Below are 18,589 nucleotides of genomic sequence, written 5' to 3' on the forward strand. Positions count from 1 at the left end.
GAATTGGAGGCATTTTCTTATTCGGTGTCTCATGACTTGCGCGCGCCGCTGGTGCGCATTGACGGATTTTCTCAGTTGCTGTTGGACTGTCACGCCGATCAACTGGATGACGAGGCGCGGCATTACCTGAATCGCATTCGCAGCTCTGTTATGCTCATGTCTGAATTGATTGATGATTTGCTTGATTTGTCCCGCGTAACTCGTAGCGAAATGGAGATTCGGGAGATAAATTTGAGCGGGGTGGCAGAGGAAATCGTTCGCGCATTGCGGGAATCAGAACCGCAGCGGCGTGTTGAAGTCGTCATTCAGCCCGAGTTGAAAGCGCGCGGCGATGCGCGTTTGTTAGCGCGGGCGCTGGACAATTTGTTTAACAATGCCTGGAAATTTACGGCGAAAAAATCACCGGCAAAAATTGAATTTGGAATGATGGCTCGCGCGTCGGTTCCTGTTTTTTTTATCAGAGATAATGGCGCTGGCTTTAACAACGATTATGCGGCTCAATTGTTTGCGCCATTCCGCAGATTGCATTCAAGTAAAGAATTTCCGGGCAACGGAATAGGTTTGGCGACAGTCCAGCGCATTATTCACCGTCACGGAGGAAAAATTTGGGCGGAGGGTAAAGTCAACCAGGGCGCCGTTTTTTATTTTACTGTCCAACCCAAGGAAAAATAGCAGAATTATTAGCGAAGGACAAGCAACACAAGGAATGTTCTGAAGGAGAAGCGAAATGGCGGAGAAAGTTCTGATTGTTGAAGATGAAAACATCATTGCCCTGGAACTCACATGGCAGTTGGAGGGTTTGGGCTATCAAGTTGTCGGCGTTATTTCGCGCGGCAAAGAGGCGATTTATCGCGCGGCAGAAAAGAAGCCGGATTTGATTTTAATGGATATCCGTCTCAAAGGCGAACTGGACGGATTTCAAACTGCGGAAGCAATTCAGGCGCAGTCAAATATTCCCATTGTGTATCTCTCGGCGCTCGTTGATGATAAGATGCTCGAGCGGTTTAAAAGTGACAAGAGCGCTTCTTTTTATCTTCCCAAACCATTTACCGAAGGAGAACTAAAGGAGACGATTGAAAATGTTTTACATGGAAACACCAATTGTAAAAATTTGACTTTCAGTAAGCCCATTCAGGCTTAGAGGCAGTGGCTAACATTTCCAAAGGGATAGTGAATGACGCAAAAATTAAAAGTGATTTTCGTACGGGAAGCGGAAACTGAGTCCAATGATTTGATCAACAATCTAAAAAATAGTGAAATAGAAGCGCAATTTTCAGTGGTCGCGACTGAGTCGGAAATGAGAGAATTATTAGACGCTGATACATGGGATCTGGTGATTGCGGACGGGGACAGTCATTATTTTAACGGGATCGACGCGGTTCAAATTTTACAGAGCAGGGGAATAAATATTCCGGTTGTTTTTTTGGGCGATTCACAAGATGGACAGCGCTACGCCCGCGATTTGCACACGGGCGGCGGCTCTTCCTCTCGGCGCGATCAAATTAGTCAACTACTGAAACAAGCGACTGAACGAACAAAATCGGACGAAGGGAAAAAAACAGATCAGGAAAGGATGACCCCAATCGAATATGACGGGCTGTTCCGGGAATCGCCAGTGCCTTTGTGGCTGGAAGATTTTTCTGAAATAAAAACTTATCTGGAGCAACTAAAAAATGACGGGGTCCAGGATTTTGAGCAATATTTTGCTGAACATCCGGACGCTGTCAAATCATGTCTCGAAAGGCTCAAGATTATTGATGTCAACAAAGAGACAATTCGTTTGTATCAGGCGCAGGATAAATTGGAAATTATCCGAAATCCCATTGCTGTTTTTGAACAGGAGACGTTTTTTTCGCTTATCGGCGAATTGTCCGCTTTAGCGCGCGGAGAATTGGAGTATTCCTGCGAATTGAGCACAAAAACCCTACGCGGGGAACATCGATTTGTTCTGTTGAAATTATCGGTCATGCCCGGTTTTGAAAAATCGTTTTCGCGCGTGCTGGTCACGACTATCGATTTGACGGAACGCAAAAAAATTGAGCATGAATTAAAAATCAAAGAAGCGGCGTTCTCTTCGTCGCTAACCGGCATCGGCATTGAGGATTTGCGGGGCAGACTCACCTATGTCAATCAAGCAATGGCGGAGATGTGGGGTTACGACGATGCCAGCGAAGTTATTGGAACGACCGGAGAACAATATTGGCGGGACCAGAAAAAAGCGCATGCGGCTTTTGTTCAGGTTTTGCGTTCCGGGCGGTGGACGGGCGAGTTGGTGGGCGTCAAAAAGGACGGTTCACATTTTGACGTAAAAATTTCAGCAACAGCGATTTACAATGAACAGGGCAGTCCTGTTCTGGCAATGGGATCGTTTGAAGACGTTACCGAACAGAAGAAGGCGCAAATCGCCACCAAAGAGAGTGAAGCAATTTTCCACGCTTTATTTGCCAATAATCAGGCTGTAATTTTGTTATTGGACGTCTCCGATTCTAATCTTCCCATTGTCGACGCCAATGACGCGGCGGTGGCATTTTACGGTTACAATTACCGGCAGTTGCTGACGATGACGATGATGGATTTAAATACGCTTCCCGCTGCTGAGACGCGGCGTCGCATTAACGCCTACCGCAAGAAAAATAAAACGATTTTTGAGTTTCAGCATCGATTGGCTTCGGGAGAAACTCGCGACGTCGAGACCTACTCGGGTCCCATCGACGTTCGCGGCAAAAAATTGGTTTACGTGGCTGTGCATGACGTCACTGAACGTAAACGTATGGAGCGCGCGCTGCAACAGAGCGAAGAAAGATACCGCATGTTAGCGGAAAATTCTCCCAATGCCATCTTGGTTCATTCAAACAATAAAATCGTTTACGCGAATCAGGAAACGCTGAAAATTTTGGGTGCCAAGGAGCAAGGTAAAATTTTGCATTCGGAAATATTGGATTTTGTGCATCCGAATTTTCGCGATGCATTCAGACAGAGAATGCATCTCTTGTATAGCCACAAAACTGTTCCTCTTGTTGAGTATCAATTTGTAAGATCGGACGGCAAGATTGTCGATGTGGAAATCGCCGATGCTTTTGTTTATTTTCAGGGGCAGCCGGCGTCGCAAGTCGTCTTTCGCGACATCACGCATCGCAAGCGGGCGGAGCGCATCCAACAGTTTCTGGTTCGCATCAGCGGCGCCATACTTTCTGCTGAAGATTTGAACGATTTGTTTGAGATCATTCATCGTGAATTGGGAAAAGTGATTGATACGACAAATTTTTACATTGCCTTGTACGATAAAAATACGGAAATGATCGTTTCTCCTTACTATCGCGATGAAAAAAAGCATAATTTCAGAATGTTTCCTGCCGATAAAAATTTGACTGCCTGCGTCATCAAACAGCGACAGCCGCTGTTAGTTTCAGAGCGGGAGCTGCAGCGAATGATTGACGACGGCGAATTGGAAGACATGTCCGAAAAGCCAAAAGTCTGGTTGGGTGTGCCATTGCAAGCGAGAAATCATGTCATTGGAGCGATTGTTGTGCAAAGCTATCAAGACGAAAATGCTTTTGGCAAGGAGGAATTGGAAATTTTAAAATTTATTTCGGACCAAATTGGAATTTCAATCGAGCGAAAACAAAGGGAAGAAGAAATCCACGCCTCATTGAAAGAAAAAATCGTACTGCTCAAGGAAATCCACCATCGCGTTAAAAATAATTTGCAGGTAATTTCCTCTTTGCTTTATTTGCAATCCAAGTATGTGAAAGATGATCAAGCGCTAAAAGTATTTGAGGAGAGTCGGCACCGCGTTCGTTCCATGTCGTTGGTACACGAAAAATTGTACCAGTCGCAAAACCTGGCGCAGATTCCGTTCAAAAATTACATTGTCGATTTAGCGCGCTATTTGTTTCGTTCCTACAACGCCGATCCTTTCAAAATACGTCTGGAGACGGACATCGCCGATGTGGCGCTCAGCGTAGATATTGCTATTCCGTGCGGGCTGCTGATCAATGAGCTAATTTCCAACGCGATAAAATACGCTTTCCCCAATCAAAGAAAAGGAATGATAAAAATCAAACTTGTGCATGATAATAAGAATCATGTTTTTGAGTTAGCGATCCGAGATAATGGCGTCGGTATCGGCGACTACTTGAAGGAGCCCACAAAATCATCGCTGGGGTTACAATTGGTGGACACGCTGGTCGATCAAATCAATGGCAAAATGGAGATTGAGACGGATGAAGGCACAGCATTCATTATTCGATTTGAAGAAAAGTATGAGTAATCTTTGTTTTCATAAAAATAACTACTTGCTATTGCTTCTGCTGATTGCTTTCACGCTTGGGTTTGCCGGAAAAATTCAGGCGCAAAAGTTCTGGATCAGCACCTATTCGGAAGGCGATGGTTTGGCTAATTCCAGGGTTTACGATCTGGCGCAGGACAGCCTGGGGCAAATTTGGTTTGCGACGCGGGGCGGAATTTCAGTTTACGACGGATTTCAATGGAAAAAATACTCTGTCGCCGAAGGATTGCCTGCGATGTCCTATTCGCAAATCGAAATCGACGAGCGCGGACGAGTGTGGGTAATGCCCGAATACAGCACGTTGCGCGTGTCCTATTTTGACGGCAAAAGCTGGAACACGCTTGTTCCGCTAAAGATTTCCGCTTTTTCCGGAGCCAATTCTTTCAAAGTGACTACCCATGACAACAAAACGAGCGTCGCCATTGGCTCTCGCTCGCAAGGATTAGCAATTTATGCAGAAAACAGATGGCATTTAATTTCAAAAAAAGAAGGTTTGCCCAGCGCTCACATCAACGGGTTGGAAAGCTGGCGCGGAAATTTCCTCATCGCCACTAACAACGGACTTTCACTGATTCGAAATTTGAAAGCGGATCGTGAATTTGCCGCCCAGTTACAATTGCCCGCGCAAAATATTCTGGGGATTTTCATTGAAAACAAGAAAGAGGAGGATTTGCAGAAGCTGAAAATCTGGCTCATTGGACGAAACTGGGTTGGTTTTGCAAAAAATGGGAAATTTACTCTTGTTTCACGGCAGATTCGTGCCATTATTAATAATTCCGGTTACAATTTGTGTTTTTTGTACGATGGATTTCGTGGAATATATTATGGAAATAATAAATTTTTACGCTTTTTGGATATTAAAAAACAAACCAACCAATTCATCGGAGAACGCAATGGTTTGATTTCGGAAGGCGCGATCAATTTAGTTTGCGATCTGGAAGGCAATATCTGGGTTGCCGGAATGCGCGGCGCAAGCAAAATTGCCAGCATACGCTTCGCGAATTTTGCGAAAGAACAGGGATTGTTAGAAGATGAGGTCACGGCGATTGCTTCGATGGGGGGAGATCAAATAGTTTTCGGGCATAATCGAGGAATCACATTTTTTGACGGCAAACGATTTAAGCCGATTGCATTTAAAATGGATTCACTCCTGCCAGAGACCATGGGACGGACGCTCGATCTGTTTGCTGATGGCGCTGCGAATGTCTGGGCGGCGTGTTCTCACTTCGGAATTGTCAAAGCTCGAGCGGACAGCGGCATTGTGCTCCATATACCGGGAAAAATTTTTCCCTCTTCGGTTAATTCTCTTGTCATTGGCGCCGACGGAAGGATTTATTTTTCTGGTGGCAATTACTTTTGTCGGCTGAGCGCTGATTTTTCATCTTACAAAATTATTCGGAAATTTGAAAATGCTATTTTGAGAAAATTAATTTTACTGCCTGACGGCGCGATTGCCATCGCCACGAAAGGAAAAGGCGCGATTATTTATCGCCATGGTCGGTTTTCCCCGCTTACTCGTTTTGATCCGGAGATTGACGATGTTTTCTCGGTGATGGCTGAGTCGGACAGTTCGTTTTTTATTGGCACGATTCACGGTTTATTTCGGGCGACGTCGCGAAATCACGAACAGATCAAATTTAAGGGTAAGACCATCAACCGACCAATTTACTCCATTCTGAAGGACGGATATGGACGTGTGTGGCTCGGATCTGACAATGGTATTTTTCGCTGGGACGGATTTGATTTGCGGCATTATACGGTGAAAAACGGATTTGTCGGTCAGGAGACTAATCGGTCGGCGGCGTTTGTTGATCGCCAAGGGCATGTGTGGTTTGGCGCCGACCGTGGCGTTTCTTGTTTCCGCGAAGAATATGATTTTCGACTGGAAAATATTCCTGCGCCCAGGGTGCAGATATTGGATTCCCGCGCCGATGAAATAGTATTTGATCCATCAAAAGATAAGTCCTTAAACTATAATGACAATAATCTGGAATTTCGCTTTCGGTCGATTTCATTCATTAATGAGCGGGAAAATTATTTTCGTTACAAGTTGGAAGGTTACGAAAAGATGTGGTCAGATCCGTTTGTTTCCCGAGACCCGTTGATTCGTTTCACCAATCTTTCTCCGGGAAAATATCGTTTTTATTTGCAATCGCGCAATGCTCTGGGTCGGTGGAGCGACATCGTTTCAACGGGATCGATTGTGATCAATGAACCCTATTGGATGAAGTGGTGGTTTTATCTCATTTTGTTTCTCGTGATTGCCGCTCTCGTTGTAGCGACGGCCGTCATTATTTATCAACGACAATATTCGCGACGTCTGGAGAAAGAAGTGCGGCAACGAACCGCCGAAGTTGCCGAATCGGAAAAACAATACCGGACGACAATTGACTCGCTCAAAGACGCTGTTCATGTTGTCGATAGAGACCTGCAGATTCAATTGTGCAATAAAAGAGTAGTAGAGTGGGCTAAAAAACTTGCTCTTGATCCGGATATCGCTGGGATGAATGTTTTTGAAGCTTTTCCATTTTTGCCTGAGAAAGTCAGAGAAGAATATGAAATGGTTTTTCAAACGGGAAAAATGCTGGAAACGGAGGAGAATAACCTCGTCTATGGGCAGCGAATCGCTACAGAAACGCGGAAAATTCCTATTTTTGAAAATGAAAAAGTAGTTTCCGTGCTCACAGTAATTCACGACGTGACGGATAAAAAATACGCTGAAGCGGAAAAATTCAGAGCGCAGGCGTTATTGACTGCCGCTATTGAACAGACGCCGGCCGGCATCGTGATCGCAGACGCCCCGGATATCAAATTGCGAATTGCCAATTCGGCGGCTTTGAGAATTTTGAATATAAAAGACGAACAATCGGTAGATTTAGCGCAGGTATTCGACCCTGAGAAATGGAAATTATTCACGCAACAGGGTAAGGAAATTAAGCGCGATGAATTTCCGCTCTTTCAAGCCGTGAAACGAGGGAAAAAAATCGAAAATCAAATCGTCGTTTCTCGCCGTGAAAATGGAAAACAGCGATGGATGTACGTCAATGCGGCGCCGGTTCTCGCTGAAAAAGGGAAAATTATCGCCGGCGTGATGGTTTTCCAGGATATTACTGAGCTCAAGGAAGCGGAAGACAAAATAAAAGAAACGCTGCGGGAAAAAGATGTGTTACTCAAAGAAATTCACCATCGCGTGAAAAATAATTTGCAGGTCGTCTCCAGTTTGCTGTTTTTGCAGTCGAAACAAGTTGTTGGTGAAGACGCGAAGGCAATGTTTCAGGACAGCCGCGACCGCATCAAATCTATCGCCCTGGTGCATGAAAAAATGTATCGCTCGGACAGTTTCGCGCAGGTGAATTTTGCAGACTACGTCCGCAGTCTGAGTCATTCGCTTTATCAGGTGCATCATGTTGATCCGGGAAAAGTAGATTTCCTGCTCGATCTGGACGATGTGTCGCTATCTATGGAAAAGGCGATACCTTGCGGTTTGATTGTCAATGAGTTGATTTCAAATTCGCTCAAATATGCTTTTCCTCAATCGATGAAAAAGGAGAGGAAAATAGAAATCAAGATTAAAGCGAAGGAAGAGGATAGTGTCGAGCTGATTGTCCGGGACAACGGCGCGGGACTGCCGAAAAATCTTGATATTCACAAGGCAGAGTCTTTGGGATTAAAATTAGTCGCTACTCTGGCGGAAAACCAACTTGATGGTGAACTGAAAATTGACAGAAGACGGGGAACAAAGTTCATTATTCGGTTTAAAAACAGTGAATAATAAGGCGAAATCAATTAAGGTAAAGAACCAAGTGACATCTGATGTTAAAAACCGAATCAACGATTAGCTGAAATCAAACAACGAATTTTTGTGATTGAATTTTTTTTTAAGATTTTCACTCAAACTAAAATGATTTATTTAAAAAAAAGAAAATTAAACTTGAACTTCTTTTAACAACAAAAACGAGCAGCAACATGAAAGAGCTTTTTTTGCCAAAATACGCCCGCATATTGTTATTTTTTATCTGCTGTTTTTCGACCCCTGCAGTGAATGGACAATCCACTTTCGATCCCCAAAGCGTATTATTTGAGAATTTTTCTATTGACGACGGATTATCTCAATCGTCTTTGACTTGTTTGCTGCAAGACAGCAAAGGATTTTTATGGATTGGATCAGGAGATGGCTTAAATCGCTATGACGGAAGATCTTTTACCGTTTTTTCTGCTCGTAAAGATGATTCGTCTGGCTTAAGCAACAATATTATTTGGAGATTGTTTGAAGACAGTGAAGGATATATTTGGGTGGCGACACAGAATGGGCTGAATCGCTTTGACTGGCGCACGGAAACATTCCGCCGATTTATGTCGAATCCCGACGATTCGAGTACCATCAGTAATAATACGGTCTGGTCTTTTGCAGAAGACATCAGAGGTAATTTATGGGTCGGTACCTTTAACGGGTTGAACTGCTACAAAAAAGCAGAGAATCGCTTTATTAGATATTTTTATCGAAAGCCCAATAATAGCGAAACGACACAAATTTCTAAAATATTGTCTCTTTATTATGATAAAAGAGATATTCTGTGGGTGGGAACATACCATGGTTTGATTCGATTAGATCTTCAATCAATGAAAAGCGACACGTACTTCGTAGATGCGGAAGATACGGTGAATTCAAAACGTAATTACATTTTTACAATTGAGCAGGATGGATCAGGAAATTTATTATTAGGGACAGGCGACGGCTTATTTAAGATGGATGACAAAAATAGATTTGTTCGCTATTCTTTTCAAAACAAAGAATTGACTCATGTATCAATTTTCAGTATTCATGTTGCGAAAGACAATAATATTTGGGCTGCAAGTTACGGACAAGGACTTTTTTACATTGATGCTGCAAAGGGAACAGTTTATCAGTGGAAAATTGATGAATATCAAAAAAGCAGTCTTGTTTACGATTACATATTTGAAATTATGGAAGACCGTTCAGGCATACTATGGATTGCAACGGGCAGCGGGCTGAGCAAACTTGATTTAAGAAAAAAGAGATTTCGCACTTTTATGCATAGTCCCGCCTGTGAAAATTGTCTATCCGATAACATTGTGTGGGCTGTTTTTCAGGATAGCCGCGGTGAGTTATGGTTCGGAACAGATCGCGGCGGATTAAATAGGTATAATCCACAAACAAAAAAATTCAAAGTTTATCTGCCGGACTCTAAAAACGCTACTTCAATAAATGCACGAACGGTAATGTCTATTGCTGAAGAGCGTAGAAGACGATTATGGTTATCTACGTTCGAAGGCGGCGTTAACGTGCTTGATATTAATAGCGAAAAGTTGATCAGTTACCAACATGATAAAAACGATTCTGCTTCAATTAGCTCTAATTATATTCAATCAGTTTATGTCGATGCAAAACAAAGAGTTTGGTTAGGATCGCAGGAAGGCGTACTCAATTACTACGATGAAGACCGGGATAAATTTATTCGCTATCCATTAGCGACAACTGATACCAAGAACGCTGCGTGGAGCAATATTTGGTGCATTTCAGAAGATGGAACCGGAAATTTATTAATAGGATCGGAGGTAGAAGGGCTCATACGATTCAATCCTGAAACTGAAAAAAAAGAATATTTATTTGAAACAACTCCTTTAAAGGAATTAAAAATTCCATCCGTTATATCTATTTTTGCGGATAAAAAATCGGGTATTATTTGGCTGGGAACTGGAGGGTATGGTTTAATTAAATATTCGCCCCAAACAGGTAGTGCTCGACTTTTTAATCATAAGATTGGACTGCCGAATGAACAAGTTTACGGGATTCTGCCTGAAAACGACAAATCCACAGGAGATTTGAGGGCCTTATGGCTGAGCACCGACAAAGGTTTAGTACGATTTGATGTGAAATCAGAATCGCTAAAAGTATATAATGCCGGAGATGGTTTGCCTTCCAATGAGTTTGATTCCGGAGCGTATTTTGAATCCAAACGAGGAGAGATGTATTTTGGCACAATCAATGGCGTTGTATATTTTGATCCGGAACAAATTCAGGAAGATGGTTTTTGCCCGCCGGTAACAATTACGGGGTTCAAACTTTTCAATAAACCGGTCAAAGTTGGCGCCGGAAAGAATGAAATTTTAAAGAGGTCTATTACCGAAACTAAAGAAATTGTGTTGAATTATGATCAAAACATTTTTTCTATCGAGTTCGCCATTCTCCATTTCAGAAATCCGAAACAACAGAAATATCAATATCAAATGGCAGGATTAGATGACAAATGGATTGATTTAGGCAACAAAAACGAGGTCACTTTCGCTCACATTCCTCCCGGCAAATATGAATTCAAAGTTCGCGGCTGCAACAGCGACGGTGTGTGGAGCGAAAAAGTGAGCGCGCTGAAAATTCGCGTCATTCCGCCGTTTTGGAAAAAATTACAATTTCAAATTATCGCGACGCTGATGGTTTTGTTGCTGCTGCTGGGGTATCATAAATATCGCACCGGCATCGTGAAGCGGCGCAATAAGCGCCTGAAGCATTTCAATGAGCTTCTCAATCGGGAAATTGAGGATAGAAAGAAAGCGCAGTCTGCGATCTCTGCATCGTTGGAAGAAAAAGAAATTTTGTTAAAAGAAATTCACCATCGGGTAAAAAATAATTTGCAGGTGACGTCGTCGCTGCTTTATTTGCAGTCGAAAAATATCAAAGATGAGAAAGCAAAAGCGTATCTGCAGGAAAGTCAGAGCCGGATCAAATCGATGGCTATGATTCATGAAAAGTTGTATCGATCTGAAAATTTCTCGCGGATCAATTCTCGCGACTACATTCGCGACCTGGCGACTTACGTTTTTCGCTCTTATGCCTCGAGCGGTCAGAAGATCAAATTGAACGTGCGCGTGGAGCCGGTGGATTTTGATCTGGATACTGCTATTCCTTGCGGGCTTATTTTGAATGAATTGATTTCCAATTCGCTCAAATACGCTTTCCCTAATGGCAGAAAGGGAGAAATTACCGTTTCTTTGCAAGAAAAAGAAAACGATTTGATAGAATTGTCTGTCAAAGATAATGGCGTCGGCTTTGATGAAAATTTTGACCTCAAGCAGAGCGATTCGTTAGGGCTGCAATTGGTCAAATCTCTGGTCAATCAATTAGAGGGAGTTTTGGAATTGAAAAGAAATGGCGGCGTCGAAATCGCCATACGATTTCAACGGCCGGAGTTTAAAAAGAAAAAAACTTTTGCCTGACATGATAAAATTGTTTGCACAAGGGGAAAATTTTATTTATATTGAAAGGTCATGCGGAAATTGATATTGAACAAAGGGTTTTTGGCCATTGTGAACGGAGTAAATTTATTTTTTAAATTTGGGGATGAGAATGTCGAAAAAAACAATTCTGGTTGTCGAAGACGATAACATCATCGGCATGGAAATAAGAGATCGAGTGCAAACGCTCGGTTATTCTGTCCCTGAGGTAATTTCTTACGGGGAACAGGCAATTGACAAAGCCAGAAAATATGTGCCGGATTTGATTCTGATGGATATTCAACTACGGGGATCGATAGACGGTATTCAGGCCGCGGAGGCGATACGTCAGGAATTGGACGTCCCTGTTATTTATTTGACAGCGTATGCCGATGACAACACGCTGGCGCGCGCGAAGATAACCGAGCCATTCGGTTATGTCTTAAAACCGTTTGAGGAAAGGGACCTGGCGTCAACCATTGAGATGGCGCTTTACAAACACCAGATAGACAAAAAACTGAAACAAAATGAGCGCTGGCTCTCAACGACGCTGAAGAGTATTGGCGAGGGAGTAATCGCTACAGATGTCGATGGGCGAATTACTTTTATGAATCCCATCGCTGAAAACCTGACCGGCTGGCAAGAGGACAATGCGTCGGAAAAGCGACTGAACGAAGTTTTTAAGCTTTACAACGAAACGACCGACCATTATGTGCAAGATTTGTTTAATAAAGTAAAACGCGACCGCCGCTTGGAGATATCTGAAGAACTCTGGTTGGAATCGCAAAATGGCAAGCGCCGTCCGATTTTGTACACGGCGTCGCAGATTATGGATGATAAGGGACGCACATCAGGATATGTTGTTGTTTTTCAAGATAATACGGAACGAAAGAAAGCCCAGAAGACGCTTGCCCGACAGAGTCGCTTTAACGAATTTCGCGCACGTCTATGGGAATTGGCCGCGGACAAGGCATTATCCGAAGAGGACATGATACAAAAAATGCTGGATTTGTTAGGCCCTGCCATTGGCGCGCATCGCGTGAGCTACAATAAACTTTTTGGCAGTTATCTTCAGGAGAGTGAGTACAAATGTATCCTTGAATGGAATGATTCTCGTGCAAGTAACACGCTGAAAACTGCGCTGCCTGCCAAAATAGTGAATCATTTTGTCAAAAACAAAATGATCGTTGTTACTATGGACTCTGCCCTTGCCATGCTGCCGCCGATGCTAAGGGGGGTGGCGAAACCCATAATAAAGAAATTTCAAAAAGAAGCGGATCTGGAGTCCATTTTGGTCGCGCCTTTTTATATGAATAATGAGCTTGAGGCTGTTATTTCCCTTGATTCGTGTCGCAGTTTGCCGCAAAAGCCTCGCTGGGACGATGAGACAAAAAGTATTGTTAGCGAAGCGATTGACATTATTGCGAATTTCATTTATCAGAAAAGAAATGAAGAAGCGCGCCGTGAAAGCGAGGAACGATTTCGCGCAATTTTCGAATCGGCGCCGGATTCAATTTTTATTAAAGACCGTTTCCTGGCATATACCAATATCAATCCGGCGATGGAGAAATTGTTCAAGTTACCCACAAACGAGCTCATCGGATTGACAGACGAAGAATTGTACGGGCCGGAAATTGGCTCAATCACGCAGCAAGAAGATTTGCGTGTTTTGAAGGGCGAGGTTATCAATAATGAAATTACACTGCCCGTCGCTAAATCGAAGAGAACTTTCAATGTAGTGAAGGCGCCAATGTACGATTACAAAGGCGATATTGTCGGAATTTGCGGAATTGCCCGAGATGTCACCGATCGCAAAAGAGCGACCGAAACGCAAAATGTGATGCACGAAATTGCCGATGCAGTGAATGAGACAAAAGATTTGCGCGAATTTTTTAAGTCCGTTCAAAAATCTTTGGGACGCGTCATCGATACGAAAAATTTCTACATTGCGCTGTATAATGCGGCGAATCATTCTTTTGCATTGCCTTATCATGCCGATGAAAAAGATCGCTTTACGGAAATCCCCGCCGGCAAAACGATGACGGCATACGTGATGAGAAAGAAAAAATCTATACTCGTTACCGAGGAAGAGGTCAAAGCGCTCGCTGAAAAAGGTGAAATCGATATTGTTGGCGCGCTTCCCAGAGTATGGCTTGGGGTTCCGTTGCTGAGCGGCAAGAATGTCATTGGCGTGATTGCCATGCAAAATTATCAGAGCAAATCGGTTTACACCAAAGAACAAGTGACGTTTTTGGAATTTGTTTCCGGACAAATCGCGTCGGCAATTGAGCGTAAAAAAGCCGAGGAAGACCGGAATCGTCTGGCGACAGCGATTCAGTACACAGCAGACGGGATTGTCGTGACTGATGAAAATGCAAAAATTTTGTACGTGAATCCGGCTTATGAAAAAATAACCGGTTATTCGGCGGAAGAATTGACAGGCAAAAATCCCAAAATTTTAAAAAGCGGAGTCCACGATAAAGCTTTTTATCGGAATTTGTGGGAAACGCTGACCGCCGGAAAAATCTGGAAGGGACGCTTTACCAACCGCAGAAAGAGCGGCTCGAATTATGAAGAAGAAGCCACGATTTCACCCATTTATGATGAAAATGGCAACATTATCAATTATGTTGCTGTCAAAAGAGATGTTACCGAGCAACTGAATCTCCAGGCAAGATTGAAACAGGCGGAAAAAATGGAAGCTATCGGGACATTGGCCGGCGGCATTGCGCACGATTTCAATAATATCATCGCTGCCATCATCGGCTACGCGGAACTCTCGCAGGATGATGTACAAGACGAACGCATCAATCACAATTTAGCGCAAATACTCAAAGCCAGTCAGCGCGCTAAAGACCTGGTCCAACAAATTCTCGCATTCAGCCGTCGCTCGGACGAACAGCGCAGACCGTTGCAAGTGGCCTTAATTGTGAAGGAAGCGATGAAATTGTTGCGGGCGACAATTCCAGCGACGATTGACATAAAAACCACTATTGAAAATGCGCGCAGTTACATTTTGGCCGATCCTACGCAAATTCACCAACTTATGATGAATTTGTGCACTAACGCAGCCCACGCCATGCGTGAGAAGGGCGGCACTCTCGAGGTGCATCTGAGAGATGTGGAAATGGACGAAGAAAGCGTCAAACAATATCAAGAATTAAAAACAGGCTCTTATGTAAAACTTATGGTTAAAGATACCGGTTTAGGAATTGATCCGCAGATTATCGACCGAATTTTTGAACCCTATTTCACCACAAAAGGCGTGGGCGACGGCGCGGGAATGGGATTGGCTTTGGTTCACAGTATTGTGAAAAGCTATCGCGGCGAGATTGTCGTTTATAGCGAAAAAGGAAAAGGCACCACATTCAACATTTTTTTGCCGCGTATCGAGGGACCTGTACGGGAAGAAAGAGAAGAGAAAAAGAAACTTCCTCGAGGGACGGAAAACATTCTCTATGTTGATGACGAAAAAAATATTGTGAGCGTCAGTTCTCAAATTTTGCATCGCCTGGGTTATGAAGTTTCAATGGCGACGAGCGGCGAGCGCGCGTTGGCAATTTTTGAAAAGGATCCTCAAGAATTCGATCTTGTCATTACCGATCAAACAATGCCGAAAATGACCGGAGCGGAATTGGCAAAAAAGATTTTGGCTATCCGACCAGATATGCCGATAATTTTGTGCACTGGTTTCAGCGAGGTTGTTTCTAAAGAAAAAGCCAAGCAAATGGGCATTGCAGAATTTTTAATGAAGCCCCTTTTCAGTGAGGATTTGGCTAATATCGTTCGAAAAGTTCTTGATAGTTATCAAAAAAATTAGTGGAATGATCTTCCTTGCAAAATAAAGTTATGAAAATGAAAATTATTTTGTTAACAGTTCACTTAGCATTTGGTAGAGGGTGAAAATGAAGCGTATCTTGGTTATCGATGACGATGAATTTTTTCGTGAAATGCTTCACGCAATGATTGAACGCGAGGGATATGAAGTCGATGAAGCAGAAGACGGCGAAGTCGGTATCGAGAAGCATAAAAAGAAACAGTTCGACTTGATAATTACCGATATCATTATGCCCAATAAAGAAGGAATTGGCACGATCATGGAACTGCGCTCCGATTATCCGGATGTAAAAATTATTGCCGTCTCCGGGGGCGGACGCGTCGTCCCAAATAGTTATCTGCACATCGCTGAAAAGTTGGGCGCTCACAAAACTATGACCAAACCATTCGAACGGAAGGAATTGATATCTTCCATCAAAGAACTTATTGGGAGCTGTTAATCTCTAATATGTAGGATAGGTTTTGATGCGAGAAGTCTCAAAAAAAAAGAAAAGCTATTTCATGGCACTCCTTAAAAACTATTTTCTGATAATGGTTACTTGTTTGCAATAGGGGATACCATCGTCGGAACTTCTTTGAATTAAGTTTTAAATGCTAAAATTGTCCTGCTAATATTTGGTCATCAAACATATACTTCCCGAAACGACCCTTTTTAGGGAATAAATGTGAAATCATCAAACCGATAGTAAGTCATCTATTTTTGTAATCTTCACAAATCAGGGGGAGTGATTACCAGAAATTTTTATGTACGGCAAAGGTTATTGCGGCTTGAAGTTGCAGATTTTTGCTATTTTTTGTTACAATATGTTCGGAAAATCAGATATGCTTGTTTGAAAACTTTTCGGAACTTTTTATTTTTAGTATCGTAAAAAAATGAGTAATATTTTATTAATATAAAACATCTTTTACGTTATGCGCCTGATTTGCAGTAATTGTTATCGAGCTCGATGCGAAAAAATCAACGGTTTCATAACCTTCATGAGGTAAAACGGACTATTTCGCAAATTTATCTGATCAGTGCAAATTTTTTTATTTCGAGTTTTGAGTCGCGGGTTTTATCTTTAGAACTGCTGCTTGATTTTTTATTTGAACTTTGGGCAATTATGACTACACTTCATAGTCCAGGCAAACCTCAAAACGACAAACTCGGAATTAGAAACCATGAACTTTCAGCAGGAAACCCTAAACGTTAAACTGCAAATTCGAAACTATAAGTTCAAATTTCTTTGAAAAAGTTAAATTATCATTTTTTAGTGCGATTTTTAGTTGTATAGAAATAATTTTTTGCTTTCATTTCACTACTTCATTTATTCTTATTACAATTGTATCCGGCGAAATTTAGTGATAAAAATATTGTTGAAATATTTTCTTTAAGATGTCCCTTTTAAAGAATTCACTTAGAGAATTGTGTTTTTATGTCACGTGACAAAGAAATAATTCTTGTCGGGCTTTTTTTGTTATTATCCTTCCAAATTGTCTCTGCCCAGGTCCCGCAGAGCAAAATAGAAAAATTACAACTTGGCCATATTTATAGTAGTTTTTCTTTAGGCGGTACCAATATTAGTACGGATATTTGGGGGCGTTTTTCAAGAAATAAGTTTTACCCCTGGTTTAATGTCTTCGAAAATCCTGCACTGATTACAGGTGAGCGCTCTCCTAAAATAGTACTTCATTTCGCTCCCGAATTATCTTACGGGCTCACTAAACTTTCTGGAATTTCATCTATGATTAGGGGTAAATTGGACAACAACATTGAAGCCTATCGAACTGCTGACTTAAATGTAAATTATCCGGGAATCGATTTGAAATTGAAGCGAAAAATGAGTTGGCCTGATGGACTGTTATTATTCCCGCTCAAAAAATATCAAATTGGACTTTCGATTCATCGCGCTCTGTCTGCTTCGATGTTGTTTGACTGGGTCGGCAGTGAAACTACCATTTCCACGGTACTGAATTCGGGAGGGGGTAATAGTAAGGTTATTTTAAATAACTATTTGGATAGTTCGAATCAGCTTGATTATTTTGTTACCAGCAGTAGTTTTATCATATCGCGGTTGATCAGGAAAAAGTATGTTTTTGGCTTTCAAGCGGAGCGACTTTACTACGATTTGTACGTCTCCGGTAACTGGAACATTCAAGGATCGATGCTTTATAATGGTAAAGAATTTTTATTTAATGATCCGGAAACTCTGTGGCCCACAGATATCAGCCAGAGCCTGCAAGCTCATTACAGTGGAGTCGGCTGGCAACTGAATCTGGGAGCAATATTTATCGCGAATTCCGGCTGGATTGCAGACGGCTCCATTAGCTTTTTATCTGATGTGTCAATGACAGGTAATTTGAGCGGAAATCGAAATAAAATCCCGGCTTTGAATGTTGAAGCCCTGCAAAATAATGCCGGAGTTGACGAAATATTGGATCCGGAAAAATTAAATCCATCGCAACTGACTCTGACCCAAAGCGTACCCTGGAAGGAACATTCCGCATTGAAACAAACAATGCCGCTGCAATTGAAAATCGGGTTGATGCACGTCATCGGTAATTGGGGATTTTACTTTTCTGATAAATTTTATTCTGGTAAATACCGCTGGCAATATGGTAAAGATTTCGTAGAATTATCTCCGCTGCAACATATTAAATTTTATGTCAGCAGAAAAAGCGTATATACTAAATTTGCAGTCTATTTGTTTAAAGTCCACTCCCCGGATTACCAAGAATTTGCCTTTCAATCGGGAATTTTAGCTTTGCCATCTTTCAGTTTTGGTTATTGCAAAAAATTCATGAAACAATTAACGCTCATCGGTTCATTGGGGATCCTTCCGATCCCGGGGGTAAATTTTGGTATTCAATATGAATTTTAAAATATTATCAATAACCAGAATTTCTTTAGCCGCAATAATCGCAGATTTTATTCTGGTCACAAATGGTTTTTCCCAGGGAATTACCCTGACAAGATACCCGACTAACATTGTCAATCAGGATGATTGGGTGGAAGTGGAGTGGGCAGAATCTATCGAAGCGACATTGTATTTCGGAGAACAGTCTGGTTTGTATGACAAACATATTACTGTTTCCGCTGCTAAAAAAATTGCATTTCAACCTTCTTCGGAAGGCCTGACCAACAAAATTTATTATTGCCGCGTCTCTAATGGTCTGCTTCATTCGCGAGAATTTCCTTTATACATAGAATCCTCATTGGCTCCCAACAGCCGCTCGCCGAAAAATGGTGATATA

9 protein-coding genes are annotated in these 18,589 nt (G+C 42.3%); all 9 read left to right on the top strand.

The features are described from left to right. Nucleotides 1-672 (top strand): hypothetical protein (locus GXO74_10890; protein ID NOZ62178.1); only part of this gene is annotated, 672 nt, incomplete at its 5' end. A 55-nt stretch (nucleotides 673-727) separates the two neighbouring features. Next, a complete protein-coding gene (locus GXO74_10895) occupies nucleotides 728-1,141 on the top strand; it encodes a response regulator (GenBank protein NOZ62179.1) in 414 nt (137 codons plus the stop codon). A gap of 33 nt (nucleotides 1,142-1,174) precedes the next feature. After that, nucleotides 1,175-4,270, top strand: a complete 3,096-nt coding sequence (locus GXO74_10900; GenBank protein NOZ62180.1) for a PAS domain S-box protein — start codon at nucleotides 1,175-1,177, stop codon at nucleotides 4,268-4,270. Further along, nucleotides 4,224-8,060 (top strand): PAS domain-containing protein, encoded by a 3,837-nt coding sequence (locus GXO74_10905; protein ID NOZ62181.1) that lies wholly within the window; start codon nucleotides 4,224-4,226, stop codon nucleotides 8,058-8,060. Before GXO74_10900 ends, GXO74_10905 begins: the two co-directional genes overlap by 47 nt. Before the next feature lie 194 nt (nucleotides 8,061-8,254). Then, entirely contained in the window at nucleotides 8,255-11,521 is a 3,267-nt protein-coding gene (locus GXO74_10910) for a hypothetical protein (GenBank protein ID NOZ62182.1), read from the top strand. A 130-nt stretch (nucleotides 11,522-11,651) separates the two neighbouring features. Next, nucleotides 11,652-15,338, top strand: a complete 3,687-nt coding sequence (locus GXO74_10915; GenBank protein ID NOZ62183.1) for a PAS domain S-box protein — start codon at nucleotides 11,652-11,654, stop codon at nucleotides 15,336-15,338. A gap of 85 nt (nucleotides 15,339-15,423) precedes the next feature. Beyond that, a complete protein-coding gene (locus GXO74_10920; protein ID NOZ62184.1) occupies nucleotides 15,424-15,795 on the top strand; it encodes a response regulator in 372 nt (123 codons plus the stop codon). Between the two features lie 1,284 nt (nucleotides 15,796-17,079). Continuing rightward, nucleotides 17,080-18,216 (top strand): hypothetical protein, encoded by a 1,137-nt coding sequence (locus tag GXO74_10925; protein NOZ62185.1) that lies wholly within the window; start codon nucleotides 17,080-17,082, stop codon nucleotides 18,214-18,216. Continuing rightward, nucleotides 18,206-18,589, top strand: a 384-nt coding sequence (locus GXO74_10930; GenBank protein ID NOZ62186.1) for a hypothetical protein, incomplete at its 3' end; no start/stop codon positions are given. The genes GXO74_10925 and GXO74_10930, both read left to right, overlap by 11 nt.

It is taken from the genome of Calditrichota bacterium (assembly GCA_013152715.1).
In the GTDB taxonomy this organism is placed as follows: Bacteria; Zhuqueibacterota; Zhuqueibacteria; order Thermofontimicrobiales; family Thermofontimicrobiaceae; genus 4484-87.